General features: G+C 64.9%; 18 protein-coding genes. 13 read left to right on the forward strand and 5 right to left on the reverse strand.

Annotated features, from left to right (window positions below; translation table 11 throughout):
• Positions 1 to 118: 118 nt before the first annotated feature.
• The 4 genes from AC2CQI_RS05340 to cprA all read right to left on the reverse strand — a co-directional run bounded on the left by AC2CQI_RS05340 (position 119) and on the right by cprA (position 6,238).
• The gene (locus tag AC2CQI_RS05340; RefSeq protein WP_484579422.1) at positions 119 to 4,240 is read right to left on the reverse strand and encodes a CheR family methyltransferase; all 4,122 of its coding nucleotides are present in this window, start codon (positions 4,238 to 4,240) and stop codon (positions 119 to 121) included.
• Positions 4,241 to 4,352: 112 nt separating this feature from the next.
• A complete protein-coding gene (locus AC2CQI_RS05345) occupies positions 4,353 to 4,568 on the reverse strand; it encodes a hypothetical protein (RefSeq protein WP_075803583.1) in 216 nt (71 codons plus the stop codon).
• Between the two features lie 126 nt (positions 4,569 to 4,694).
• A complete protein-coding gene (locus AC2CQI_RS05350; RefSeq protein ID WP_075803582.1) occupies positions 4,695 to 5,009 on the reverse strand; it encodes a DUF7693 family protein in 315 nt (104 codons plus the stop codon).
• Positions 5,010 to 5,101: 92 nt separating this feature from the next.
• Positions 5,102 to 6,238, reverse strand: coding sequence for a cationic peptide resistance protein CprA (gene cprA, locus AC2CQI_RS05355; RefSeq protein WP_484579423.1), 1,137 nt, complete (start codon positions 6,236 to 6,238; stop codon positions 5,102 to 5,104).
• Positions 6,239 to 6,662: 424 nt separating this feature from the next.
• Here cprA and AC2CQI_RS05360 point away from each other — a divergent pair, with 424 nt between their 5' ends.
• Positions 6,663 to 7,646, forward strand: coding sequence for an alpha/beta hydrolase family protein (locus tag AC2CQI_RS05360; RefSeq protein ID WP_484579424.1), 984 nt, complete (start codon positions 6,663 to 6,665; stop codon positions 7,644 to 7,646).
• Between the two features lie 110 nt (positions 7,647 to 7,756).
• Here AC2CQI_RS05360 and AC2CQI_RS05365 read toward each other — a convergent pair whose 3' ends face one another.
• Positions 7,757 to 8,503, reverse strand: coding sequence for an enoyl-CoA hydratase-related protein (locus AC2CQI_RS05365; protein WP_484579425.1), 747 nt, complete (start codon positions 8,501 to 8,503; stop codon positions 7,757 to 7,759).
• A gap of 104 nt (positions 8,504 to 8,607) precedes the next feature.
• Here AC2CQI_RS05365 and AC2CQI_RS05370 point away from each other — a divergent pair, with 104 nt between their 5' ends.
• The 12 genes from AC2CQI_RS05370 (at position 8,608) to AC2CQI_RS05425 (ending at position 24,001) form a co-directional block, all read left to right on the forward strand.
• A complete protein-coding gene (locus AC2CQI_RS05370) occupies positions 8,608 to 9,249 on the forward strand; it encodes a TetR family transcriptional regulator C-terminal domain-containing protein (protein WP_075805655.1) in 642 nt (213 codons plus the stop codon).
• Positions 9,250 to 9,325: 76 nt separating this feature from the next.
• On the forward strand, positions 9,326 to 10,039 hold the full coding sequence (locus tag AC2CQI_RS05375; protein WP_075805654.1) for a response regulator: 714 nt from the start codon (positions 9,326 to 9,328) through the stop codon (positions 10,037 to 10,039).
• A gap of 53 nt (positions 10,040 to 10,092) precedes the next feature.
• Complete coding sequence (locus AC2CQI_RS05380; RefSeq protein WP_484580586.1) at positions 10,093 to 10,818, forward strand: substrate-binding periplasmic protein; 726 nt, start codon at positions 10,093 to 10,095, stop codon at positions 10,816 to 10,818.
• Positions 10,815 to 13,058, forward strand: coding sequence for an ATP-binding protein (locus AC2CQI_RS05385; protein ID WP_484579426.1), 2,244 nt, complete (start codon positions 10,815 to 10,817; stop codon positions 13,056 to 13,058). Before AC2CQI_RS05380 ends, AC2CQI_RS05385 begins: the two co-directional genes overlap by 4 nt.
• Before the next feature lie 184 nt (positions 13,059 to 13,242).
• On the forward strand, positions 13,243 to 14,655 hold the full coding sequence (locus tag AC2CQI_RS05390; RefSeq protein ID WP_075805652.1) for an amino acid permease: 1,413 nt from the start codon (positions 13,243 to 13,245) through the stop codon (positions 14,653 to 14,655).
• Positions 14,656 to 14,953: 298 nt separating this feature from the next.
• Positions 14,954 to 15,745: an enoyl-CoA hydratase/isomerase family protein gene (locus tag AC2CQI_RS05395; RefSeq protein ID WP_484579427.1), complete on the forward strand. Its 792-nt coding sequence runs from the start codon at positions 14,954 to 14,956 to the stop codon at positions 15,743 to 15,745.
• A gap of 34 nt (positions 15,746 to 15,779) precedes the next feature.
• On the forward strand, positions 15,780 to 16,940 hold the full coding sequence (locus AC2CQI_RS05400) for an acyl-CoA dehydrogenase family protein (RefSeq protein ID WP_075805650.1): 1,161 nt from the start codon (positions 15,780 to 15,782) through the stop codon (positions 16,938 to 16,940).
• An 18-nt stretch (positions 16,941 to 16,958) separates the two neighbouring features.
• Complete coding sequence (locus AC2CQI_RS05405) at positions 16,959 to 19,070, forward strand: acetate--CoA ligase family protein (RefSeq protein ID WP_484579428.1); 2,112 nt, start codon at positions 16,959 to 16,961, stop codon at positions 19,068 to 19,070.
• The gene (locus AC2CQI_RS05410) at positions 19,063 to 20,670 is read left to right on the forward strand and encodes a 5-guanidino-2-oxopentanoate decarboxylase (RefSeq protein ID WP_484579429.1); all 1,608 of its coding nucleotides are present in this window, start codon (positions 19,063 to 19,065) and stop codon (positions 20,668 to 20,670) included. Before AC2CQI_RS05405 ends, AC2CQI_RS05410 begins: the two co-directional genes overlap by 8 nt.
• A 15-nt stretch (positions 20,671 to 20,685) precedes the next feature.
• Positions 20,686 to 21,876, forward strand: coding sequence for a pyridoxal phosphate-dependent aminotransferase (locus tag AC2CQI_RS05415; RefSeq protein WP_484579430.1), 1,191 nt, complete (start codon positions 20,686 to 20,688; stop codon positions 21,874 to 21,876).
• The gene (locus AC2CQI_RS05420) at positions 21,869 to 23,284 is read left to right on the forward strand and encodes an aldehyde dehydrogenase family protein (RefSeq protein WP_484579431.1); all 1,416 of its coding nucleotides are present in this window, start codon (positions 21,869 to 21,871) and stop codon (positions 23,282 to 23,284) included. The genes AC2CQI_RS05415 and AC2CQI_RS05420 overlap by 8 nt, the downstream gene beginning before the upstream one ends.
• Positions 23,285 to 23,299: 15 nt before the next feature.
• Positions 23,300 to 24,001, forward strand: coding sequence for an NAD(P)H-dependent oxidoreductase (locus tag AC2CQI_RS05425; protein WP_075805645.1), 702 nt, complete (start codon positions 23,300 to 23,302; stop codon positions 23,999 to 24,001).
• The last annotated feature ends 864 nt before the right edge of the window (positions 24,002 to 24,865 follow it).

The raw sequence follows: 24,865 nt of genomic DNA on the forward strand, positions 1-24,865 counted from the left end.
TTATCGGGGCTGCTGATGGCCCTATCGCTGGCAAGCCAGCTCCCACAGGTTCAGCGGTGCATGCGATACCTGTGGGAGCTGGCTTGCCAGCGATAGGGCCCTAAAGAACACAGCAAGGTTAACGGCCCAGCACCGTCCTCACCGTCTCCTGCAACACCTCGAACGCCACCGGCTTGTCGACATGGGCGTTAAACCCGGCCTTCAGCGCCTCAGCCTTGTCCTGACTGGCGCCAAACCCGGTCAAGGCCACCACCGGCAGGCTGCGGAAACGCTCGTCACTGCGTAACCGCGCGATCAACTCCAGGCCATTCATCACCGGCATGCCCAGGTCCGACAGGACCAGGTCGAACACTACGCCTTCCTCCAGCCGCTCCAGCGCCTGGGCACCGTTGCCGGCCACGGTGACTTCGGCACCTTCCAGTTCCATCAGCGCCGTCATGATCTCGAGGATGTCCTCGGAGTCATCGACGATCAGCACCTTGAGCCCGAGGAAATTCCCCGGCGTTTCGTCCAGTTCGGTAATCACCGGCACCTGCTCGCGACTGTAGTGCGGCAACCACACACTGAAGGTCGCGCCACGCCCCAGCCCGGCGGATTTCGCCTCGACCCGGCCGTGATGAGCCTCCACCAACTCGCGTACCAAGGCCAGGCCGATCCCCAGCCCACCACGGTTTTGCCCATGCCGGTGCTCCGGCACCTGGCCGAACATGTCGAAGATCAGCGGCAGCGATTCGACCGCGATGCCCTGGCCGTTGTCCTGCACATCGAGGCGCACCTGGTTGCCTTCATCCACCAGGCGCAGGCACACACGTCCGCCGGCATCGGTGAACTTGAGGGCATTGTTCAGCAGGTTCCAGATGATCTGTTCGACACGCACCGGGTCGGCATCGATCACCAGCGGCTCGTGGCTGTCGTCGGGCAGCTCCAGTTCGACCTGGATCTGCTCGTTGGCCGCATCGCCCCGGGCCACGCTGGCGATATCGCCGAGCAGTTGCTGCAGCAACACCGGCCCGCGGTTGAGCTTGAGCTTGCCGGTGTTGATCCGCGACAGGTCGAGCAGGTCATCGATGATCCGCGCCTGGCTGCGCACCGCGCCGAGGATGGTGTCCACTGCGCGCCCGGCCACGGCATTGCCGCGCACCTGGGGCAGGCGGGTCATCAGCTCGCCGTTGAGCTGGATCAGGTTGAGCGGGTGCTTGAGCTCGTGGGACATGACCGCAAAGAATTCGTCCTTGAGCTTGCTGCTGGTGCGGCTCTGTTGCAGTTGCCAGACCTGCTCGGACTCCTGGCGTTTCTTGTCGGTGATATCCCGGCCGATTTTCGCGAAACCGTGCTGGCCGTTGTGCAGCGCGGTGGTCACCCCGCTGCAGAAGAAGCGGCTGCCGTCCTTGCGCTGCAACCAGCGCTCGTCGTCGGCGCGGCCATCCCGGCGGGCCAGGCGCAATTCTTCCTGGAGCACGTCGTTGTCGCGGTCTTCGGGCAGGAAGATCAGTTCGGCGCTGCGGCCCAGCACTTCCTCCTCGCGGTAACCGAAGGTACGCTCGGCGCCGCGGTTCCAGGTGGTGATCAGGCCTTGAGCGTCCATGGTCAGGATGATGAAGTCCTGGGTGCTTTCCGCTGCCAGGCGCAGGCGTTCCTCGCCTTCGCGGACCTGCTCCTCGGCCTGGCGCCGCTCGCTGATGTCGATGAAGGTCAGCACCGCGCCATCGATCAGGTCCTCGGTGGTGCGGTACGGCAGCAGCCGGGCGATATACCAGCGGCCATCGTTGCTCGGCACTTCGCACTCGATGATGCGCAGCGACTCGAAGGCGGCCACGGCGTCATCGGCCATGCCCGGGTAATCGAGGCGATGGGTGATATCCAGCAGCGAGCGCCCGGTGTCCGAAGGAATGATGCTGAAGATCTCGGTGGCCCGCGGGGTATAGGACTTGATGCGCATGCGCCGGTCGACGAACACCGTGGCGATATCGGTGGAGGCGATCAGGTTCTGCAGGTCGTCGTTGATCTTGCCGGTTTCCTCGACCTTGCTCTTGAGCTCCTGGTTGACCGTGATCAGCTCTTCGTTGATCGACTGCAGCTCTTCCTTGCTGGTTTCCAGTTCCTCGGTGGTGGAGCGCAGTTCCTCGTTGATCGCCTGCAGCTCTTCGTTGGAGGCCTTCAGTTCCTCGGTGGAGGTCTCGGACTGCTCCACGGTGGCCTGCAACTGTTCCTTGGTCCGTTGCAACTCGCCTTCGAGCTGCGACAGCACGCTGTCCTTGCCGTTGTCGCGCGGCCCCTTGACCTCGGCGCTCATGGTTTCCTCGACCTCGTCGAAGAGCACCAGGACGAAGTCGGCGTCCAGGTCACGGAACGGTCGGGCCACCATGTTCACGTAATAGTTGCGCCCGTCACGCTCCAGTTGCACGCGCCGCGCCTCGATGCTCTTGCCGGTCTGGAAGGCCTGGAACAGCGCGGTACGTAGCTCCAGGCGCAGCTCCGGCAGGACCTGCACCAGCAGGTTGTGCGAGGGCTCGCCGCCGACATAGCGCAGGAAACGCCCGGCGCGGTCGGACATGTGCACGATGTCCGAGTCCTGGTTGACCACCACGCTCGGCGGGCCGTACTGCTCCAGCACGCGCTGGTGGACCTCGGCGAAGGACACCTTGCGCCGCTCCAGGTTGCGCTCGACGTTGGGCAGGGAAAACCCGGTGAAGGCGTTGAGGGGCAGGGTAGGGGTCGGCCGCCCGAGGCTGGAACTGGCCTTGGCCCGGTAGATGCGGTTCTTCTTGTCCACCGGAGTGAACAGGTCCAGGCACACGTCCGCCGACTCGGAACTGCCGAGGAACAGGTAGCCGCCCGGGGCCAGGGCAAAGTGGAACATCTGCAGGATGTCCGCCTGTACCTGGCGGTCGAGGTAGATCAGCAGGTTGCGGCAACTGATCAGGTGCAGCTTGGAAAACGGCGGGTCGCGCAGCAGGTTGTGCAGGGCGAACAGGACCCGCTCGCGGATCTCCTTCTTCACCCGGAAATGCGTCTGTTCCTTGGCGAAATGCTGCCGCAGGCGGGCCGGCGGAATATCGGTGACCACTGCCTCGGGATAGACCCCGGCACGACCGACGCCGATGGCGTGCTCGTCGATATCGGTGGCGAACACCTGGAACTTGTGGGTGCTGTGGCTGAAATCCAGGTGGTCGGCCAGCAGCATGGCGATGGAATAGGCCTCCTCGCCGGAAGAACAGCCCGCCGACCAGGCGCGTACCGTGGGGTCGCCTTCGCCGGGCAGCTCGAACAGGCGCGGGACGATCTCCCGTTCCAGTGCCTCGAAGGCCTCGCGGTCGCGGAAGAAATTGGTCACGCCGATCAGCATGTCGTCGAGCAGGGCGCTGGCTTCGTCGGAGTTGGCGTTGAGGAAGTCGCGATAGGCCGGCAGGTCGCTGACCCGGTTGACCTGCATGCGCCGCTCGATGCGGCGCAGCACGGTGGCGCGCTTGTAGTGCTTGAAATCGTGGCCGGTACGGGTGCGCAGGATGACGATGATTTCCCGCAGGGCGGCATCGGCGGCGCGTTCGTCCTCGGCGGTGTCGGGGTTGTGCAGCGGCGGCTCGATCTCGTCGCCCAGGGGCAGTTCGATCTTGCGCATGTTGTCCCACAGTTCCACCAGCTTCTGCGGCATGTCCACCACCGGCAGAACGAAGTCCACCTGGCCGGTGGCGATGGCGTTGCGCGGCATGCTTTCGTATTCGGCGTCGTCGAGGGACTGGGCGAGGGTCATGCCCCCCTGTTCCTTGACCCGCACCAGTCCGGCGCTGCCGTCGTTGCCGGCGCCGGAGAGGACGATGCCGATGCTGCGATGGCGATGGGCATCGGCCATGGTGCGGAAGAACACATCGATGGCGATATGCCGCGGTCGGCCGCTTGGGCGTTCGGTGACACGTAGGTAGCCGTCGAGCATTTCCAGCTGCATGGCCGGGGAAATCAGGTAGACGTGGTTGGCCTCCACTGGCGTCGGCTTGGTCACCTGTTGCACCGGCATGCCGGTGACTTTCTGCAGGATACGGTCGGCGCTGCTTTCGTGTTCGGCGGAGAGGTGCATCACCACCACGAAGGCCATGCCGCTCTCGTTGGGCATTTCCTCGAAAAAATGCAGCAGCGCGGCCAGGCCGCCAGCGGAGGCGCCCAGGCCGACGATGGGGAAGGCCAGGAAAGAGGGGAGCGAGGTGTAGGGCGTCCGGGCCTGTAGCGTCTCGTCGGGTTTGTTCATTTATCGGTGCTCTGCTGACACTTGAAGGCCGACCAGTGAAAATTCAGACAGCCAAGCTGCTGCCTTCCTGGCGCAAGGGCGGAACTTTACCGCATAAATCGCCGTGCAGGGCTCAAAGTCGCGGGCGGGCGGCGAGTTGTGCACGAACCTGGTCGAGGTCGTTCTCGATGCTGCTCAGGTGCAGGTCCAGCAGTTCTGCCGCGCGGGTCATGTAGCTGACCTGGGCTTGCAGGCGCTTGAGGCTGTCGAGGTGGGCGGCGATGGAGTCGCCCAACTGCGCGCCTTGCAGGAGGTGCCGTGTCCGTTGGGGTTCGTCGGGCAAACGCATCGGAGATTTCCCTGGCAGATTTAGGTTCGATCTAGTTATGGACCCTGAGGATAGGTGGAAGGTTGCCTGGTGGAGAGATTCTTTGCAGCAGCACCCGCCAGAGACCCGGGCCGCGCCTTGAAAGATCTAGATAACCTGAAGCATCTCCTCGACCCGCTGGCGTTCCCACTGGCTCATGAACTCCACGGGATTGGTCCCGTAGGGATGCCCGGCATCGAAGATATAGGCGGCACCCTCAGGGCTATAGCAGCGGTCGCAATGGCCCAGGGCATCGCCATCGTTGTAGAGGGTGAAGACCCAGCCATCCACTTCCACCGTCAGCAGTCCATTGCGCACATCGCTCCAGCCCTGCTCGCCGATTCGCCGCATGGGACGGATGCCCTGGGCGATGTCGCGGAGAATCTGGTAAGCCTCACGGGGTGTCAGTGCTGGAGTATTCAAGGTCGGCGGTATCTGGCGGGTTTCGCGGCTGAGGGTACAGCAGCGGCCAGCGCAATTCATCCGCCAGCCGCCCGAATCAGCCGAAAGGCTAACTATTTGAAATCCCATTGCATTTGCGTGGCGATGCTGACCCCGCTGGAGGACCTGACACAGACATCCAGGTAGTCGGTGAAACGCGGTGGCAGGGCGATGCCTTCCTCGATCAGGCGGCTGTTGTCGAACAGGTAGTTGAGGTCGGCGAAGCCGCTGTACAGGCGCAGGGCACGCAGGACCAGGCGCGGGTTGGCCGGGCCGATGCGCGATTCGAAGCTGCCGGCCAGTTCCTTGAGGTCGTCCACGCCGATCTTGCGATAGCGCGCGCCGACCGGCGTGGCGCCGTTGGCGCTGGCAAAGGCTTCGTCGATCTCGGCGAACGTGCAGGCGGCATGATGACCGGCGGAAATGTGGTAGAGGTTGTGCCGCAGTTGCGGCTTCAGGGCCAGGCCGATCAGCGCCTCGGCGCAGTAATCCACCGGGATCACGTCGATCTGCTCTTCCAGGCCGCAGGTGAAGCTTTCCAGGGCGAAGCCCATGCGGAACACCCAGAAGATGCTGCCCGAAGCCTGGCAACCCAGGGTGCGGTGGCCCACCACGATGGACGGGCGCGCCACCACCAGCGGCAGGCCCGGCAGGTCTTCGCTCATGCGCCGCTCGATTTCCGCCTTGGAGGCGGTGTAGTCCACCAGTTGCTCGGCGCCGTCGGGGAAGTTCCAGGATTCGCTGATCGGCGATTCCTGCTGCGGACCGCAGCACATGGCGGTGCCGACATGCAGGAAACGCTTGAGCCGCTTGGAGCGGCTCATCACTTCGGCAAAGGCAAAGGTGCCCTCGACGTTGACCGGCCAGATGGTCGGGTTCTTCGAGAACGAGGCCACGGCAGCGCAGTTGATCACCCGCTCGATCTGCATCAGGCGTGGGGTTTCCCGGGGTAGCCAGGTGGTATCGAGGAAGTCGCCGCAGATGATCTGCTCGGCGTGCAGGAACTGCAGGGCGCACTCGCCGACACCGTGTTGGCGCAGGTTGTCGCGCAGGCGCTCAAGGCCCTGTTCGCGGGAGTCGGCACGCACCAGGAACGACAGGTTGTCGCCAAGGCCCTCGGCAAGCAGCTGCGCGGTCACCGAGCCGCCGAGGAATCCGGTGGCACCGGTCAGCAGAATGCGTTCTTCAATAGCGATAGGAGCGGCTTGCATAGTCACAGGTGTCCTGCAAAGAGTGGGTTACCCATGTTTCAAGGCCTCGTGCCGGAACTTCTGGATTAACCTGGGTTGTCGATGACGGCGAACTTTCTGGCAGCATGCGGTTATCCTCCACGCGGGTTCTCGGGCGTGGTGGATGGGCGGGATGCCTTGTGGAATGTGCCTTGCACGGGAGTGACAAGGGCGAGCCATAATCTCCGGGGAAAGCCAGGATGGCAATTAAACAGCAGCGTCATTTCAGTGAAATAAAGTTAATCAGGCCACTGGAAAGTTGCCCGGGAGGGGAATTATTAAATTAATCTCATGTTGTTGTTCTGGCACGCATGTTGACAGGGGTTTTAATCGGCTCAATTGCTTAGCATGCTTGCGAATATGAACCCAAGTTCATCGATGTTCAAATGACAACAAGAGAGCCCGGATGAAATTTTCTGTTTGCCTGCTCCTCCTGCTGACCCTCGCCCGTGGCGCACTTGCCGCTGACCTGCGCACATTCGAGCTGCCGGATGAGGCGGGTGCGCTGCATTACTACGCGTCGCGTCCGGCGGGTGATGACAGTGTGCGAACGGTGCTGCTGGTGATGCATGGTCACCCGCGGGATGCCGGTCGCAGTTTCGCCGCCGGCTTGCAGGCTGCGCGGATGGCGGGGCGGCTGCAGGACACCCTGGTGGTAGCGCCGCTGTACCAGGTCGAGGATGCGCGTCATTGCAGCTCGCCGGGTGAGCCTCCGGCGCAGCCGGGGGATGCGCTGTGGACCTGTGGTAGCTGGCTGGCCGGCGAACCTTCGCTGGGAGCGCATCCGATCAGTGCCTTTGCCGCGCTGGATGCTCTGCTGGTCGAGCTGGTCCGGCAATTTCCGCAGGTGCGCAATGTCACGCTGGCCGGGTTTTCCGCCGGGGCGCAGATGCTCCAGCACAGCATTGCTTTTGCCGCCGAGCCGCCGGCCGGGGTTGGCTTGCGTTATGTGATCGCCGACCCGGGAAGCTGGCTGTATTTCGATCCGCTGCGGCCGGTGGCACAGGGTAGCGGCTTTGTCATGGCCGTACCGACGGAGGTGTGCGCGGGCTACAACGCCTGGAAATACGGCACCGAAGCCTTGCCCGGCTGGTTGCCCGGGGATGCCGCGCAGGCCCGGGCGCGATATGCGGCGGCGCGGGTGGATTATCTGGAAGGCGGGTTGGACAGCAGCGCGAGCAAGGGCGCGGCCTATCCGGTGCTCGACAAGTCCTGCGGGGCGATGCTGCAGGGGCCGTTCAGGTTACAGCGCGGGCTGGGGTTCCAGGCCTATGAGCGGGAAGTGCTGAAGGTGCAGCGGCGGATGCTGGTGGTGCCGGGGTGCGGGCATCGGGTGGAGTGTGTGCTGCCTTCGGTCGAGGGGCGCTCGGTGCTGTTCGATCTGCCTTGATTCGTTGGTTGCTGCTCCCGGCCTCATCGCTGGCAAGCCAGCTCCCACAGGTCCTGCGGTGCACGCGGTCCTTGTGGGAGCCGGCGTTGCCGGCGATAGGGCCGGAACTGTCAACGCTGTACCAAGGCCTGCAACGCCGCCCGGGCCTCCACCGTCTTCAGCCGCTCGATAAAGCACCGGCTCTCCCGCTCGACCACCGCCGCCAGCACCTCACGATCCCCCGCCTTGAGCAACTCCTTGCTGATCCGCAGCGCCTCCTGCGGCATCCGTTGCCAACGCCTGGCCAGGGCCCGGGCCGCTTCCAGGCAGGCGTCGCCATCTTCATGCACCTCGCTGGCCAGCCCCCAATCCACCGCCTGCTGGCCATTCAACGCCTCATTGCCCAGCAGCAGCCGCGCTGCCCGCACATGCCCGAGCAGACGTGGCAGCAACAGGCTGGAGCCGAACTCAGGACACAATCCCAATGGCGCAAACGGCATCCGCAGCTTCGCTCCTTTCGACACCACCACCTGATCGCAATGCAGCAGCAAGGTGGTGCCGATCCCGATCGCCGGCCCGTTCACCGCTGCAATCAGTGGCTTGCGCAAGCCCAGCACCACGCGCATCAGGCGGAACACCGGGTGCTCGCGATCCTCGGGCGGACTATCAAGAAAGTCATGCAAGTCATTGCCAGCACTGAAACAACTGCTGCCGCCGGTAATCAGGATGATCTCGATCTGCGGATCCTGCTCAGCCGCCATCAGCCGCTCGCCAAGCTGGCGATACATCTCGGCATTCAGGGCATTGAGCTTGTCGGGGCGGTTCAGGGTGAGGGTCAGCAAACCCTGGTCGAGGGCGTGGAGAATCAGGTCAGTCATGGCAGGCGCTTCTTGTCGTTGTGGGGGCATTTGCCCGGCACGGTTTATCACGGGGTTCGCCTTGCTGTACAGTCGTTCAGTCCGGCACAACAACGAGAGCACCGATGAACCAGGAAGCCCGCTACCAACGCATGCTCCCCGAAGCCCGCAAGGCCAATCTGGTCGAGGCGACCCTGGCCTGCCTCAAGCAGCATGGCTTCCAGGGGGCGTCGATCCGCAAGATTTCCGCCGAGGCCGGCGTCTCGGTGGGGTTGATCAGCCATCACTATTCGGGGAAGGACGAATTGGTGGCCGAGGCCTACCTGGCCGTGACCGGCCGGGTCATGGGCCTGCTGCGCGAGGCCATGGACCGGGCTGCGCCGAATGCCCGGGAGCGCTTGTCGGCGTTCTTCCAGGCGTCCTTCTGCGAGGAACTGCTCGACCCGCAACTGCTGGATGCCTGGCTGGCCTTCTGGGGCGCGGTGAAGACCGCCGAGGCAATCAACCAGGTGCACGATCATTCCTACGGTGAGTACCGCGGCACCCTCAGCCGCGCACTGGGCGAACTGGCCCGGGAAGACAACTGGGAACGCTTCGACGCCGACCTCGCGGCCATCAGCCTGAGCGCCTTGCTCGACGGCTTGTGGCTGGAGTCCGGGCTGAACCCCGGGACCTTCACCCCGGAGCAGGGCGTGCAGATCTGCGAAGCCTGGGTCGACGGCCTGCAAGCCGGCGGACGCCGACGCTTCACCTTGCCCGAAGGCTAGTTGATCACCCGTTCAACAGCGAGTACGCTGCCAGCGCGTGTGAAAAGTCCTACAGCCATAACAAGAGACAACCGCAATGACGCCTCGGGTACTGATCGTCGACGACGATCCGTTGATTCGCGACCTGCTGCACGCCTACCTGTCCCAGGAAGGTTATGACGTCCACTGTGCCGATACCGCCGAAGGCGCCGAGGCCTTCCTGGGCAGCCATGTGGTCGACCTGGTGCTGCTGGATATCCGCCTGCCGGGCAAGGACGGCCTGACCCTGACCCGTGAACTGCGGGTGCGCTCGGAAGTCGGCATCATCCTGATCACCGGGCGCAACGACGATATCGACCGTATCGTCGGCCTCGAATGCGGCGCCGACGACTATGTGATCAAGCCTCTCAATCCCCGTGAACTGGTGTCCCGTGCCAAGAACCTGGTGCGCCGGGTCCGTTGCGCCCAGGCCAACCAGCCGAAAAACACCAGCCACGCCCTCAAGCAGTTCGCCGACTGGGCCCTGGACAGTGACCGCCGCCGCCTGATCGACCCACGCGGTGGCGAAACCCTGCTGACCCATGGCGAGTTCCAGTTGCTCAGCGTGTTCCTGCGCAACAGCGGCCATACCCTGACCCGCGACCAGTTGATGGACCAGATCCGCAACCGCGAATGGGTCCCCAACGACCGCTCCATCGATGTGCTGGTGGGCCGCCTGCGGCGCAAGCTGCACGACGACCCGGCCGAGCCGCAACTGATCATCACCATCCACGGCACCGGCTACCTGTTCACCGCCAGCGTGGCGGCCTGAAGCCCGTGCGCCGGCTGCTGGCCTTGCTTGTGCTGCTCGCCGGCCTGCCGGCCATGGCCGCCGAGCCGGTGCGCTATTGCGATTACCCGGTGTACCCACCAGTGTCCTGGAGCGATGGCCGCCAGGTGCGTGGCATGGCCCCGACCGTGGTGCGCGAGCTGTTCCGGCGCCTGGGCTACGAGACCGAGATCGTCGTGCTGGGCAACTGGAAACGCTGCCTGCTGGATGCCGCCGAGGGCCGGGTGGATGTGGTGCTGGCCTACGACAGCGACCAGCGCGACCTCGGCATGCGCTTCTCGACGGAGCCGGTGATGCGCGAGGAAGTGGCGGTGTTCGTCAATCGCCAGCGCCCGCTGCACTTCGAGGGTCTCGACGATCTGGCCAGTTACCGCGGCGGCCTGTTGTTCGGCGAAAGCTACGGCCAGGCCTTCGACCGCTTCGTCGCCCGCCACCAGAACATCGAATGGGTGTCTTCCAGCCGGCAGAACTTCGGCAAGCTGATCCGCGGGCGCATCGATTTCGTGGTCCAGGAGCGGCGTACCGGCGAACTGTTCGTCGAGAACCTGCCGGGAGCACAGGACATCGTCGCCTTGCCCCGGGCCCTGAGCGTCGACTACCTGCGGGTCGCGGTGTCGCGTCGCTCGCCGTTGAGCGCACGCATGGCCGATATCGACCGCGAGCTGAGGCGCATGGCTGACGCGGGCGAAATCACGCGCTGGCTGGAGCAAAGCGAAGTGACCTACCGCGACATGGTCCGCCTGCCGGCAGGTGCCCGATGATCCGCTGGCGCGCCGATGGCCTGTTGCGCCGGCTGCTGCTGTATATCCTGCTGTTCAGCCTGTGCTTCACCGTACTGGCCAGCTCGGTGCAGCTGTATTTCGAATACCGCCGGGAGATGCGCGATATCGAGTCGCGCATGGCGCTGATCCGGGTTGGTTACCTGGCGAGCCTGGAACGCAGCCTGTGGGACCTGGACGAGGCCCAGTTGAATACCCAGTTACGCGGCCTGGTGGACTTTTCCGATGTGGCCCGGGTGCGTCTGAGCAGCAACGACTTCAACCTGCTGCGCGGTGAAGCCGAACCCAAGGGACCGCTGCGGATCGAGCGCTTCGCCCTGGACTATCAGCCTCCGTCCGGGCCGCTGCGACATCTGGGTGAGCTGGAGGTGAGCATCGATCTCGGCGCGGTGCACCAGCGGCTGTTCGCCACCGGGCTGACCAGCCTGCTGTGGATGGGCGTGTTCCTCTGTGGTCTGGCGGTGGTGCTGTCGGGGTTGTTCTACCGCCTGGTGACTCGCCACCTGCAAGTCATGGCCGAATTCGCCCGACGTGTCGGCGCCGGGCAGTGGCAGGAGCCGCTGCGCCTGGACCGGCGTCCTGCCGACGATGAAATCGACACCGTGGCCCGTGCCCTCGACGACATGCGCCGGGCCATTCTCACGGATATCGAGCGCCGCGAACTGGACCGCGTGGCCCTGCAGGACAAGCGTGATGAACTCCAGGCCATGGTCGAGCGCCGCACCGCCAGCCTGGCCCGGGCCAAGGACGAGGCGGAGGCGGCCAACCTGGCCAAATCGCGCTTCCTGGCGACCATGAGCCATGAACTGCGCACGCCGCTCAACGGCATTCTCGGCATGGCCGAGCTGCTGCGCGGCGTCCTCCCGGCAGGTCGCGACCGCCAGCGGCTGGAGGCGTTGTACAAGGCGGGCGAGGGCCTGTTGGCGATTCTTGAGGAAGTGTTGTACTTCGCCCGCCTGGAGGAAGGTGAGAGCCACCCGGAGCAGGTGGATTTCTCCCTGCGGCAGCTGTGTCGCGAGGTCATGACCCTGCTCGAACCCCGGGCCACGGCCAATCATGACCAGTTGGTGTGCCACCTCGATCCACGCCTGGCCGAGGGCCAGCAGGGCGCCGAGCAGTATCTGCGACAGGTGCTGAGCAACCTGCTGGCCAATGCGATCAAGTTCACCGAGCACGGCGAGGTCACCCTTGAGGTTCAGGTACTTGACGATCTGCCCGGCGGCCAGCGCCTGCGGATCACGGTCAGCGACGATGGCATCGGCATTGCCCCGCAGGTGCAGGCGCGGATCTTCGAGCGCTTCACCCAGGCCAGCGAGGCCGTGGCACGGCGTTATGGCGGCACCGGGTTGGGCCTTGCCATTTGCAAGCATCTGGTCGAGCGGCTGGGCGGGCGGATTGGCGTGAACAGCGTCGAGGGGCAGGGCAGCTGTTTCTGGTTCGAACTGGAGTTGCTGGAGGGCGCGGGGCGCGAGGTGCCGACCGCGCAAGCACCAAGGGAGAGCCTGGAGATCCTGGTAGTCGAGGACATGGCCCTGAACCGCGAGGTCGCCGCCGGCCTGCTGGAGCGTGACGGACATCGGGTCAGCTTTGCCGAGGAGGCGGGGCAGGCCATGGCCGTCTGCAGGCAGAGGCGTTTCGACCTGATCCTGCTGGACGTTCACTTGCCAGGCATGAGCGGTGTCGAACTGTGCCGGCGGATCCGCGCCACGCCGGGGCCGAACCGCGAGACACGCATGCTCGCGCTGACTGCCGGGGTGCAGCCGGCGCAGGTGTCGTGTTATCTGGAGGCTGGCATGCAGGGCGTGCTGGCCAAGCCGTTGCGGCTTGAAACCTTGCGGCAGGCGCTGGCCCGGTCTCCAGCGGGCGTGCAGGAGCGCTCTGAAACACAGATGGACTGGTCGCTGCTGGAAACCCACCGGGCCTTGCTGGGCGAGCAGAAAGTCCAGGGCTTGCTCGGTGTGTTGCGCCAGTCGTTGGAGCAGCACTACCCGACCTTGTGCGAAGCCCTGCAGGCAGGTGACTGTACGGAAATCGCCCATCAGGCCCACCGTCTGGCGGGCAGCAGCGATTCCCTTGGTTTCCGTGGGCTGGCGGCGGTCCTTGGCGAACTGGAAACCGCTGCCCGCGAGCACGATGAAGCCGCCCTGAACGGCTTGACCGACCCCTTGCGCGAGCAGGTCGAACAGGCCCGCACCACCCTGAAACAGCTGATCCAGCGCTGACGTACAAAAACCTTACGACTTTTTACATCTTCGATCCTGGCCGACAACGGCGCCTTACATCCCTTTCCAATAATCGACGGCAACCGTGCATGGCGCGGTCCGTCAGGCTTATTGGAGATAACAATAATGAAAGGCCGTAAAGCTGATTCGAACACCCCGGGCATCTCGCCGCGAGGTGGCCGCAATGACTGATTCCACGCAGCGTCAGGGCATCCACCTGACCCGGGCCCTGAAAAGCCGGCATATCTTCATGCTGTCCCTCGGCGGGGTGATCGGCACCGGGCTGTTCATGGGCTCGGGGGTGACCATCAACCAGGGCGGGCCGGTGGGTGCGGTGCTCGCCTATCTGGTTGCCGGCTTCCTGATGTACCTGGTGATGGTCTGCCTCGGCGAGCTGTCGGTGCAGATGCCGGTCTCGGGCTCGTTCCAGGCCCACGCCACGCGCTATATCGGGCCGGCCACCGGCTTCATGATCGGCTGGGTTTACTGGATGAGCTGGGCCACCACCGTCGGCCTGGAATTCACCGCCGCCGGCATGCTGATGACCCGCTGGTTTCCCGAGGTGCCGATCTGGTACTGGTCGGCGCTGTTCGTGGTGGTCCTGTTCGGTCTCAATGCCCTGGCGACCCGGGCCTTTGGCGAGGCGGAGTATTGGTTTTCGGGGATCAAGGTGGCGACCATCCTCGGCTTTATTGTGATCGGCGTCCTGGTGATGTTCGGTGGTATCCCGCTGTCCAGCGGTGCACCGGCGCCGGGGTTGAACAACCTGATCGGTGATTCGCTGTTCCCCAACGGCCTGTCGGCGGTGTTCGCGGTGATGATGACCGTGGTCTATGCCTTCCAGGGCTGCGAAATCATGGGCGTGGCGGCCGGCGAGACCGACCAGCCGGAGAAGAGCATTCCCCGCGCCGTGCGCAACGTGGTGTTCCGTGTGCTGATCTTCTATGTCCTGGCGATCCTGGTGCTCTCGGCCATCGTCCCGTGGCAGCAGGCCGGGCTGATGGAAAGCCCGTTCGTGCAGGTGTTCGACATGGTCGGCATTCCGTTTGCCGCCGACGTGATGAACTTCGTGATCCTCACCGCGATTCTCTCGGTGGGCAACTCCGGGCTGTATGCCTCGACACGGATCCTCTGGGCCATGTCGAAAACCGGCATGGCGCCGCGCAGCCTGTCGCCGCTGAGCAGCCGTGGCGTGCCGCTGCGGGCGCTGTGCATCACCCTGTGCTTTGCCCTGGTCTCGCTGATGACCAGTTTCGTCGCGGCAGACACCCTGTTCATGGTGCTGATGGCGGTGAGCGGCATGTCCGGCACCGTGACCTGGATCGTCATCGCCCTGGCCCAGTATCGCTTCCGCAAGGCGTTTCTGCGTGAGGGCGGCAAGCTGGAAGATCTCAAGTACCGCGCGCCGCTGTATCCGCTGGTGCCGCTGCTGTGCATCACCTTGTGCAGCTCGCTGTTCGTGTTCCTGGCGCTGGATGAGACGCAGCGGCCTTCGCTGTACTGGGGCTTTGGCTTCATTGCGCTGTGCTATGCGGCGTATTTCGTGGTGAACCGCAAGCGGTCGGGGGCGTTGCTGCCGAGTGCGCCTGGCGCCTGATTTCTATTGATGCTGACGGCCTCATCGCCGGCAAGCCAGCTCCCACACCGACCCTGTGGGAGCTGGCTTGCCAGCGATAGGGCCCCCAAAAGCACCCTCCATTCTGAGTTGTACAAAGTTGTAACAGTCCCCACCTGAGAATCTCCTTTAACTGAAATAAAAATCAATAAAAATAATATGATAGGTGATTCATTTCACCTGTTACATCAGATATTCACCTCGATTGTCGTCTTGTTGAACACTCGTTTAGTATCTCCCTCATACCTCACCCCAACCCCAACAAAAACCGAGGCCTCCCATGACCAGCCCGTCGTCCCTGTTGAGCCAAGTCGAAGCCGGTGTTGCGCGGATCACCCTCAACCGTCCGGAACAGCGCAATGCCCTGGACATCCCGACCCTCCAGCGTTTCCACGCCTTGCTTGAAGAACTCAACGCCGACCCGGCGGTGCGCGTGGTGGTCCTCACCGGCAGCGGCCGCAGCTTCTGCGCCGGTGCCGACCTTGCCGAGTGGGCCGATGCCGAAGCCCGTGGCGTGCTGGAAAGCTACGGCTGGACCGAGAACGCCCATGCCCTGATGCAGCGCCTGCACAGCCTCGACAAACCCACCATCGCCGCCGTCAACGGCACGGCGGTCGGCGGTGGCATGGACCTGGCGCTGTGCTGCGACCTGCGCGTGGCTGCGGCATCGGCGCGTTTCAAGGCCGGCTACACCGCCATGGGCTACAGCCCCGACGCTGGCGCCAGCTGGCATCTGCCGCGGCTGATCGGCGCCGAGCAGGCCAAGCGCCTGCTGTTCCTCGACGAACTCTGGAATGCCGAGCGCGCCCTGGCCGTCGGGCTGGTCGGCGACGTGGTGGCCGACGAGCAACTGGCAAGCACCGTGGCCGAACTGGCCGCCCGCCTGGCCCAGGGCCCGACCTTCGCCTACGCCCAGACCAAGCGCCTGATCCGCGACGGCGCCCAGCGCACCCTGGCCGAGCAACTGCACGAGGAACTTGCCGCCGGCCTGCTCTGCGGACGCAGCGCCGACGGGGTGGAAGCCTTGCGCGCTTCGGTCGAACGTAGAGCACCTGTATTCGCTGGTAAATGAAGTACTTACATCACTTTATTCAGGACGTTTCGCAATGAATTTCCAACTGACCCAAGAACAAGAAATGTTGGTGGATGCGGTACGCAGTTTCGTCAGCCGTGAGCTGTTGCCCCATGAGGAAGAAGTGGACCGCGCCGATGCGGTGTCGCCGGAGCTGGCCGCGCAGATCCGTGGCAAGGCCATCGCCGCCGGTTTCTACGCCTTCAACATGCCCGAGGAAGTCGGTGGCGGCGGCCTCGACTACCTCTCCCAGGCCCTGGTCGAGCGCGAGCTGTCCAAGGTTTCCTGGGCCCTGCATGTGTTCGTCGCCCGGCCGTCGAAGATCCTTATGGCCTGCAAGGGCCAACAGATCGACGATTACCTGATCCCTTGCGTGCAGGGCGAGAAGACCGATTGCTTCGCCCTGACCGAACCCGGCGCCGGCTCCGATGCCAACGCGATCAAGACCCGCGCCGTGCGTGAGGGCGACGATTTCGTCATCAATGGCAGCAAGCACTTCATCAGCCATGCCGGGCATGCCGACTTCGCCATCGTCTTCGCCGTCACCGATACCTACGAGCACAACGGCCGCAAGCGCAACGCAGTCACCGCCTTCCTGGTCGACCGTGGCACCCCGGGCATGACCGTGCGCCGTGGCCCGAAATGCGTGAGCAACCGCGGTTACCACACCTACGAGCTGTTCTTCGACGACTGCCGGGTGCCGGCGAGCAAGGTCCTGGGTGAAGTGGACAAGGGCTGGGAAGTGGCCAATGCCTGGCTCACTGCCGGGCGGGTGATGGTTGCCGCCAACTGCGTCGGTCAGGCCCAGCGCGCCATGGACCTGTCGCTGCAATGGGCGGCGGACCGCAAGCAGTTCGGCCAGGCCATCGGCAGCTACCAGGGGGTGTCGTTCAAGCTGGCCGACATGGCTACGCAGATCCGCGCCGCCGAACTGCTGACCCTGCACACCGCCTGGAAGATGGACCAGGGCAGCATGACCGACGGCGAGGCCGGCATGGCCAAGCTGTTCGCCAGCGAAGTGCTGGGCAAGGTGGCCGACGAGGCGGTGCAGATCTTCGGTGGCATGGGGCTGATGGACGAAGGGCCGGTTGAGCGGATCTGGCGCAATGCGCGGATCGAGCGGATCTGGGAAGGCACTTCGGAAATCCAGCGCCACATCATTTCCCGCGAGCTGCTGCGGCCATTGCTGCGCTGAGCGCCCAGGAGAGGTCCCATGTCCCAAGCCATTCGTGACAACCTCAAGCGTCTGCTGGCGCCCCGGCACCTGGCCTTCATCGGCGGGCGCAGCATGGCCCGGGCCCTGCGGCGCTGCGCCGAGGGCGGTTTTGCCGGCGAAATGTGGCTCGTCAATCCGCAGTATTCGAACATCGATGGCGTGCCCTGTGTCGCCAGCGTGGCGGAGCTGCCTTGTGCCCCCGATGCCGTGTTCATCGCCACCAACCGCGAGCTGACCCTGCAAGCGGTTGTCGGGCTGGCCGCCCGCGGCGCCGGCGGCGCGATCTGCTATGCCTCGGGCTTCGCCGAAACCGGCGAGGAAGGCCAGCGCCTGCAACGGCAACTGCTGGACGCCGCCGGCAACATGGCTTTGCTCGGGCCCAACTGCTACGGCCTGCTCGACTACCTGCATGGCTCGGCCCTGTGGCCGGTGGCCCATGGCGGACGCAAGGTGGAGAAGGGCGTGGCGGTGCTGACCCAGAGCGGCAACTTCGCCTACAACCTGTCCATGAGCGACCGCTCGCTGCCGGTGGCCTACATGGCGTCGGTAGGCAACCAGGCCCAGTTGGGCGTGGCCGAACTGATGGACGTGCTGCTTGACGACCCCCGGGTCACCGCCATCGGCCTGCACCTGGAGGGCCTGAAGAACGTGCCGGGCTTTGCCCGCGCCGCGCACAAGGCGCTGGAAAAGGGCATTCCGGTCGTGGCGCTGAAGACCGGTGTGTCGCAGATCGGCGCTGAACTGGCGCTCAGTCATACCAGCTCGCTGTCCGGTTCCGATGCCCTGTACGACAGCCTGTTCCAGCGCCTCGGGGTGATCCGGGTCAGTGGCCCGGTGAGCTTTATCGAAACCCTGAAAGCTGCGGCCTGCGGGCATCTGCCGACGGGAGACCGACTGGTAGCCCTGGCCTGTTCCGGTGGCGACGCCGGCCTGATCGCCGACTACGCCGAACGCAATCACCTTGGCCTGCCCAAGCTGACCGCGGGGCAGGTGGCGCAACTCGGCGAGGTGCTGCCGGCCTACGCCAACCTGGTCAATCCGCTGGATTTCACCACCGCCATCTGGGGCGACGAGAGCGCATTGCGGACCATGCTCGACGCCGCCCTCACCAGCGAGGCCGATGCCGCCATGCTGGTGCTGGACTATCCCGCCGAGTTCACGGGGGAGCGCAAGGAATGCGACCTGTTGCTGGAGCTGTTCAGCGCGGCGCTGCAACGTCACGGCAAGCGCGGTTTCGTTACCTCGGCGCTGCCGGAGCTGCTGCCGGCCCATGCCCGCGAGCGCCTGCATGCCCAGGGCATCGCCGCCTTGCAGGGCGTCGAGGACGGTCTGGCGGCCTGGGGGCGGATCGTCGCCTGGCAGCAGAACCGGCAACAGCTGCTGGAGCTGGGTGAGTCGGCACTGGTGCCGCTGTGCCCGCGTGCGCTGGATGGTGAAGGACAGGTGCTGGATGAGTGGCACTCCAAGCAGGCCTTGCGCGCATTCGGTCTGCCGGTACCGGCAGGCGTGCTGACGACTCCGGAGAGGGCGGCGCACCAGGCTGTCGCCTATCCGCTGGTGCTGAAGGCGGTCAGCGCGCAACTCCCGCACAAGACCGAGGCTGGGGCCGTGGCCTTGAACCTGAAGGACGCCGCTTCCGTGGAGTCCGCCGTGGCCGCGATGCGCGAGCGGATCAAGGCCTTCGCCCCGCACGTGGCGTTCGACCAGGTGTTGCTGGAGCCCATGGCCGAAGCCCCGCTGGCCGAGCTGATCGTCGGCATCAAGCGCGAGAACGATTTCGCCCTGGCCCTGGTGATCGGCGCCGGTGGTGTGCTGGTGGAAGTGCTCAAGGACAGCACCAGCCTGCTGCTGCCCACCACCGACGGCGCGATCCGCCAGGCCGTGCTCGGCCTGCGCAGCGCTGCGCTGTTGCAGGGCTTCCGTGGCCGTCCCGCCGCAGACCTCGACGCCCTGGTCGCGGCGATTCGCGCCGTGGCCGACTACGCCTGCGAAAACGCCGGGCGCCTGCTGGAGCTGGATGTAAACCCATTGATGGTCGGTGCCCAAGGCACCACCGCGGTCGACGCGCTGATCCGCCTCGGCCAGGAGCAAGGAGATCGACATGCATGAACGTCCCCTGACCGGCGGCCAGGCCCTGGTCCGTTTGCTGGCCAACTACGGCGTCGACACGGTATTCGGCATTCCCGGCGTACACACCCTGGAGCTGTATCGCGGCCTGCCCGGCAGTGGTATCCGCCATGTCCTGACCCGGCACGAGCAGGGCGCCGGCTTCATGGCCGACGGCTATGCCCGGGTCAGTGGCAAGCCGGGCGTATGCTTCGTCATCACCGGCCCCGGCGTGACCAATGCCGCCACTGCCATTGGCCAGGCCTACGCCGACTCGGTACCGATGCTGGTGATTTCCAGCGTCAACCACACCGCCAGCCTTGGCAAAGGCTGGGGCTGCCTGCATGAAACCCAGGATCAGCGCGCCATGACCGCGCCGATCACCGCGTTTTCCGCCGTTGCCCTGAGCGCCGAAGACCTGCCGCAACTGATCGCCCGGGCCTGGGCGGTGTTCGATAGCGAGCGGCCACGGCCGGTACATATTTCCGTGCCACTGGATGTACTGGCAGCGCCTGTAGCCCGGGACTGGAGTGCTGAAGTCGTGCGCCGCCCGGGCCGCGGGGTGCCGGCGCGAGAGCTGCTGGATCAAGCCGCCGCGCGTTTGGCCGCCGCGAAGCGTCCGATGATCATTGCCGGAGGTGGGGCCCTCGAGGCGGCGGCAGTGCTGGAACAACTGAGCACGCGTCTGGCCGCACCGGTCTTCACCAGCGTCGCCGGCAAGGGCCTGCTGCCGCCGGACGCGCCGCTGAATGCCGGGTCCAGCCTGTGCGTCGAGCCGGGCTGGAAACTGATCGCCGAGGCCGATGTGGTCCTGGCGGTGGGCACCGAGATGGCCGATACCGACTTCTGGCGCGAACGTCTGCCGCTGAACGGCGAGCTGCTGCGGGTGGATATCGATCCGCGCAAGTTCAACGATTTCTATCCCTGCGCGCTGGCTTTGCATGGCGATGCCCGGCAGACCCTGGCAGGGATTCTCGACCACCTGCCGGATACCTGCCGCGAAGCGGGAGCGGCCATCGAGGCGGTGGCCGGCTTGCGCCAGGCCATTCGCGAGAGCCATGGCGCGCTGCAGGGCATTCACCAGGCGATCCTCGACCGCATCGCCGCCGAGCTGCCGGCCAACGCTTTCATCAGTACCGATATGACCCAACTGGCCTATACCGGTAACTACGCCTTCGCCAGCCGGGCGCCGCGCAGTTGGTTGCACCCGACCGGCTACGGCACCCTCGGCTACGGCCTGCCGGCGGGAATCGGCGCGATGGTCGGCGGTGACGACCGTCCGGGCCTGGTGCTGGTGGGCGATGGCGGCTTCCTCTATACCGCCCAGGAACTGGCTACTGCCGTGGAGGAACTGGACCGGCCGCTGGTGGTGCTGCTGTGGAACAACGATGCCCTCGGGCAGATCCGCGACGACATGCTCGGGCTGGATATCGAGCCCATCGGCGTGCTGCCGCGCAACCCGGATTTCGCCGGCCTTGGCCGCGCCTTCGGTTGCAGCGTGGCGCAGCCGTCGAGCCTGGACGAGTTGCAAGTGGCGTTGCGCGCCGGGTTCGCCCGCAATGGCGTGACCTTGATCGAACTCAAGCACGCCTGTGCCCGCTGAAAAGGAGTGAACGACATGCGTTTTTCCAGTCTGACCCAGCGCATCGCCGGTGACGGTGCCGCGGCCTGGGAGATCCATTACCGCGCTCTGGCCATGCAGGCCGAGGGCAAGGATGTGTTGCTGCTGTCGGTGGGCGATCCGGATTTCGATACGCCCCGGCCTGTGGTCGATGCGGCCGTCGCCAGCCTGCGCGGCGGGCATACCCATTACTCGGATATCCGTGGCAAGCAGGCCCTGCGCCAGGCCATCGCCCGGCGCCACGGGCAGCGTAGCGGCCAGGTGGTGGGTGCCGACCAGGTCACGGTGCTGGCCGGCGCCCAGTGTGCGCTGTTCTGCGTGGCCCAGTGCGTGCTGGAGCCGGGAGACGAAGTGATCGTGCCCGAGCCGATGTATGTCACCTACGAAGCGGTGTTCGGTGCCTGCGGCGCGACCATCGTCACCGTGCCGGCGCGGGCGGAAAACGGTTTTCGCGTCGATCCGGCGGATGTCGCCACGCGCATTACCCCGCGTACCCGCGCCCTTGCATTGAACAGTCCACACAATCCATCCGGCGCCTCTTTGCCACGTGCTACCTGGGACGCGCTGGCCGAACTGTGCATCGCCCATGACCTGTGGCTGATCTCCGACGAGGTCTACAGCGAGCTGCTCTACCAGGGCGAGCACATCAGCCCGGCCAACCTGCCGGGCATGGCTGAACGTACCGCCACCCTCAACAGCCTGTCCAAGTCCCATGCCATGACCGGCTGGCGGGTTGGCTGGGTGGTCGGCTCCCGCGAGCTGGCCGGGCATCTGGAGAACCTGGCGCTGTGCATGCTCTATGGCCTGCCGGACTTTATCCAGGATGCCGCTGTGGTCGCGCTGGAAACCGAGCTGCCGGAGCTGGAGGCGATGCGCGAGACCTATCGGCAGCGCCGTGACCTGGTCTGCGATCAGTTGTCTGCCAGCCCCGGCCTGAAGGTGGTGAAGCCCGATGGCGGGATGTTCGTGATGGTCGATATCCGTGCCACCGGGCTCAGCGCCCAGGCGTTTTCCAGTCATCTGCTGGAGAGTGAAGGGGTGTCGGTACTGGCCGGGGAAGCCTTCGGCCCCAGTGCGGCGGGGCATATCCGTCTCGGGCTGGTGCTTGAAGCCGCGAAGCTGGACGACGCCTGCCGGCGTATCGCGCGCTGCGCCGCAGCATTGGTGGAGCACAAGGCCCATGCGTGAGTATTCGCGGCTGTATATCGACGGCGCCTGGCAGACACCGGGCGGGCAGGGCATGGCCGAGGTGATCGACCCGGCCAGTGAAAGCGTAATTGGCCGGGTGCCGCTGGGCAACGAGCAGGATGTCGAGCGTGCCGTCATGGCGGCACGGCGGGCCTTTGCCGAGTGGTCGCGGACGGCCTCCAGCGTGCGCGCCGGGTATATCCGGGCACTGGCCGAGCAACTGAAAGCCCGGGCCGGCAAGATGGCCGATGTGATCACCGCCGAGCTGGGCATGCCGGTGCAGTGGTGCCAGAGCGTGCAGGTGGAAGGGCCGATCGAGGGGCTGGAGCAGTATGTCGAGCTGGCCGGGCTGATGGACCGGGTGCATGAGGTCGGGAATTCGCTGGTGTACCGCGAGGCGGTCGGGGTCTGTGCCTTTATCAATCCGTGGAATTACCCGCTGCACCAGCTGATCGGCAAGCTGGCTCCGGCGCTGGCTGCCGGTTGCACGGTGGTGGTCAAGCCGAGTCAGGAAACGCCACTGCATGCCTTCCTGCTCGCGGAAATGATCGATGCGATCGGCCTGCCGTCGGGGGTGTTCAACCTGGTCAGCGGGCCGGGCTCGAAAGTTGGCGAGGCGTTGTCCCGGCATCCGCAGGTGGACATGGTGTCCTTCACTGGTTCTACCGGTGCCGGAGTGCGGGTGGCTCAAGCGGCAGCACCGACGGTCAAGCGTGTGTGCCTGGAACTGGGCGGCAAGTCGCCGCTGCTGGTCGCCGCCGATGCCGACCTGGCGGCGGCGGTGCGCCATGGCGTGCAGGACGTGATGATCAACTCCGGGCAAACCTGCACCGCGCTGACCCGGATGCTGCTGCCGGCGCAGCGTTATGCGGAGGCGGTGGAAATCGCCGTGGCCGAGGCGCGGGCGCTGGTGATGGGTGACCCCCGGGATCCGGCCAGCTTCCTTGGGCCGATGTGTTCGGCGGCGCAGCGGCGCACGGTGCGCGAGTTCATCGGCATTGGTGAGGTGGAGGGCGCCCGGCTGGTCTGTGGCGGCCAGCAGGCGCCGGGCTTCGAGCGCGGTTTCTATGTCGCGCCGACGGTGTTCGCCGAGGTCGACAACCGCATGCGCATTGCCCAGGAGGAAATCTTCGGGCCGGTGCTGTGCCTGATCCCCTATGCCGACGAAGCCCAGGGCATCGCCCTGGCCAATGACTCGCCGTTCGGCCTGTCCAGCGCGGTCTGGGCCGGCAGTCGCGAGCGCGGGCTGGAACTGGCGCGGCAGATGCGTGCCGGACAGTGCTTCGTCAATGGTGCCGGCTTCAGCTACCGCGCGCCGTTTGGCGGCTACAAGCAGTCCGGCAATGGCCGCGAATGGGGCGAGGAAGGGCTGGCGGAATTCGTCGAAATCAAGGCCGTGCAGGTCTGACTCAAGGGTTATTTCATGAAAGTACTGATCGTCCATGCTCATCCCGAGCCGCAATCCTTTACTGCCGCCCTGCGTGACCAGGCGCTGCGGACCTTTACCGACCAGGGCCATGAGGTCCAGGTCAGCGACCTCTATGCCATGGGCTGGAACCCGGTGGCCAGTGCGGCCGATTTCGGTCACCGGGAGAATCCGGAATACCTGGTCTATGCCCTGGAACAGCGCCTCGGCGTGAAAAGCGGCTCCATCGCCGCGGATATCCAGCAGGAGCTGGACAAGCTGCTCTGGGCCGACCTGCTGGTGCTCAACTTCCCGATCTTCTGGTTCTCCGCCCCGGCCATGCTCAAGGGCTGGATCGACCGGGTGCTGGTGTCGGGGGTGTGTTATGGCGGCAAGCGCTTCTATGACCAGGGCGGGCTGGCGGGCAAGCGGGCGCTGGTCACGGTGACCCTGGGCGGGCGCGAGCATATGTTCGGCGAGGGGGCGATCCATGGGCCGCTGGAGGACATGTTGCGGCCGATTCTGCGCGGGACCCTGGCCTATGTCGGTTTCGAGGTGCTGGCGCCGTTCGTGGCCTGGCATGTGCCGTATATCAGCGACGAGGCGCGCAAGGGGTTTCTGGAGGATTATCGGGTGAGGCTGGAGCAGTTGTCGGATGATCTGCCGCTGGAGTTTCCGAAGTTGGGGCAGTTTGATGAGGGGTTGTATCCGTTGAAGTAGATGGCTCCGTCAAGCTGGCCGGATGGCCAGCTTGACTATCATTGTTGCGAAGAGTTTTTGAATTGTTTACTTGTGCTCAGGCTGGACGGAAGAGCAGTTTTCGACCCTCTTTCCCAGATAGGTCATCCCGACCCAGACCTCTCCGGACTGGTACCACCTCAAGGGGCCTCCCGAAAATGCGAGGTCGTAAATAACCGTCTCACCAATCAGCTCGCCGCTCTGATGGTTATACAGACGAAAGAAACCGGGTGCCTCCCAGAAGGAGAACCATCGACCTTTGCCATCGTCATTCGGAGGGTACTCAACGTGGAATATGTCGGGCAGTAGCCAGAATGGCTCGAAGGCCTGTACGCGAGTGCATCCATCGGGACTGATAACGGGTTCTCCCGATGGAGAGGCAAGGCCTTTTTCCCACCACTCAGAAGCTGACCAGACTCCGAAACTAAAGGCTGCGATGGCAGCTGTTTTTTTCCAAATGGAGGTCAAGGCTGTACGTCCAGATCAGTAGCCTCTGAAATGAGTTTGCAATTGGGCGTGCTTACATCAGTGTTCAACAGCAATGGCCCCGATACAGTCCCGGATGCTTGGGCCGACATAAGTCATTCCAACCCAGACTCCTCCACCAAGATCCCAGTCCAGACCGCCTCCAGAAAACGCAAGGTCGTAGATGACAGTCTCTCCGATAATCTGGCCGTTGTGGTTGTCATATAAGCGGAAAAAACCGGGCTCTTCCCATGCAGGAAACCATTTTGCGACGCCGTCTCGTTAGGCGGGTACTCACGGTGAAATAGGTTGGGTAAAAGCCAGAATGGCTTGGATGCTCGAAGGGTGGAGCACCCATTAGGACTTGATCGCGCCTCTCCC

The sequence above is a fragment of the Pseudomonas sp. P2S-1 genome, from assembly GCF_057197725.1.